A 2129-nucleotide genomic window follows, 5' to 3' on the forward strand; every position below is an offset into this window, starting at 1 on the left:
AGCGACTCTCATTCTGATAAAATAACCGTAGTGAGCACTAAGCAAAATATGATTTTACAAAGTGAAAAATCTGTAAAATCTAACAGTGGAGAACAAGGTAGTTCACATTAAAAAGTAAAGCTATGGGAATTTTTAAAAAGGCAAATAACATATATATCACCGTTCGTGATACTTATACCTCTATAAGCGGCTCCTCTTATGAAGAAGCCGAAGAGGTAATTATTGAAGCAACCAATGGTGATTTAGAGCTTGTTAGTCAGAAAAAAGTGGTGATGCAGGGGTTAGGGAATGAGAAAAGTGATGATAAAAACAAGAAAAAACAACTTTTAGTAACAAAAGTAGAAGGTGTTTCCATTATACAAGGAGGAAAAACTTATCTTTTCAAGGCTATAGTGCATAGTAAAGAAAAAATATACGCTTCTGATTTATTTGATGTTCGTTGGATGTTTAAATATAAAAAAGAAATAAAAAAGGATTTTTCAGAAGAAATAAAAAAAGATTTCTCAGAAAAAGGACATGTATATGTAAATGTACAAGAGCGATCAGTTAGAAAGGAAATAACTTTTCCTCTAGCAGAAGAATTATTAGGTGTACAAAAAATTAAGTTATATGCTTACATAAAAGAACCCTTAGAAAAAGTATGTCTTAATATTGATTTCATTTTACCAAGTGGGGTGTTTGTTTGGACAGAGATAAAAGGAACAGGGCATACGTTTTTAACAGTACATAAAAACAACAGGGTCGTTGCATATACTTATGGAAGATATGATGACGTTGATTTTACACAAATTACCGGAGAAGGAGTTTTATTGAAACTTTCTGACAATGTAGCAGTAGATTATATCAAAGAAGTTTTATACAAAAAAAGTGGTAAGGCATACCAAATAAAAGATGTTACAGAAGAAAATATATCCTCTATATTTGATACAATATGGGATAACAGTAATGAAAAACCCAATAGTAAGAATGCAGGAAAAAACACAAAAGAATATGGAAAAGTAATAGATAAATATGATGTATCGGGAAATAATTGTACAACAGTAACTTGTAAAGCATTAAAAGAAGCTGGAAGTAATATTTTTAATTTTGACTCTTTGTTATTTGGAAAGAGAATTTATTCTTATGAAGAAAATTTTGTAATTCCCAAATCATTACAAAATTTTTTGGAAGAACAGAAAGAAACTAATAAAAATATATCAGATGCTACAGAATTAATGAGAAAAACATTTCCTAATATGAAAAAGGTTTCAGAAATGGGGAAAACGGGCATTTTTGGGGAAACATCAGGTAGTTTTGGGAATTCTTCTGGAAGTTCTGCAAACTCTTCTAGTATGGATGAACTAAGTAGTGGCTCTGGTTCCGCTTCTAGTGGAGGAGTTTATAGTTCATCATCTAATTAAATAAATCTATTATGAAAAAAAAAATAATTATAATTTTCTCAATTACAGGAGTTTTATCTTTAGTATTGCTGAATTTACTCATATTTGTAGGAAATTTTATTAGTCTCAAATATCACGTAGAAGAAATAAGCGAAATGAATACACCTGATGCCATATATCCTATTTTTAATCAGTTGTCGATAATGACATTACTGAATTTGTTTTTATTCTTGATAGTTCTGTATTTTTCTATGAAAAATAGAAAGAAAAATATCATTGTATTTTTTGCTTTATTCACAATTGTACAAATAGGATTTATTATTGATAAATATTTGTTTTTGGCATATAGATTAAACAAATTGGATATTGATACTATTATCTATGATAGAATTTATCCAATGGTAACGGCTTTATCGTGGTTAATGATTATCAATTTAGTTTTATTTGTAGTAAGTTTAATATTTTTTTGTTTAAAAAAGTCTCCGAAGTAGGCGACCAAGTGATGGTTGGTTTTGAGTATGGCAATCCGCATTGTCCGTTTGTGATGGGTAGTATGTTTCACAAGACCAATGCTTCGCAGGTGTCGAATGATGTAAGGAGTATTACTACGAAAAGTGGTTGTAAAATTGTGTTTGATGACAATGCCAAAAGTGTTTTAGTGGAAGACCCAAGTGGAAATACTTACCTAATGGATGGACAAGGAAATATCAATGTAAGTGCTCCTAAAGATATTACTTTCAAAGCGGGCGG

General features: G+C 30.2%; 2 protein-coding genes and 1 pseudogene. All 3 read left to right on the top strand.

Annotated features, from left to right (window positions below; genetic code table 11):
• The first annotated feature begins 122 nt into the window (after positions 1-122).
• Positions 123-1400, top strand: coding sequence for a hypothetical protein (locus OO775_RS11465; RefSeq protein ID WP_264847303.1), 1278 nt, complete (start codon positions 123-125; stop codon positions 1398-1400).
• A gap of 11 nt (positions 1401-1411) precedes the next feature.
• On the top strand, positions 1412-1870 hold the full coding sequence (locus OO775_RS11470; RefSeq protein ID WP_264847304.1) for a hypothetical protein: 459 nt from the start codon (positions 1412-1414) through the stop codon (positions 1868-1870).
• A pseudogene (locus OO775_RS11475) lies at positions 1846-2129 on the top strand (phage baseplate assembly protein V); the annotation flags it as partial. The gene OO775_RS11470 and the pseudogene OO775_RS11475, both read left to right, overlap by 25 nt.

The organism is Capnocytophaga catalasegens (assembly GCF_026005215.1).
Taxonomy (GTDB): Bacteria; Bacteroidota; Bacteroidia; order Flavobacteriales; family Flavobacteriaceae; genus Capnocytophaga; species Capnocytophaga catalasegens.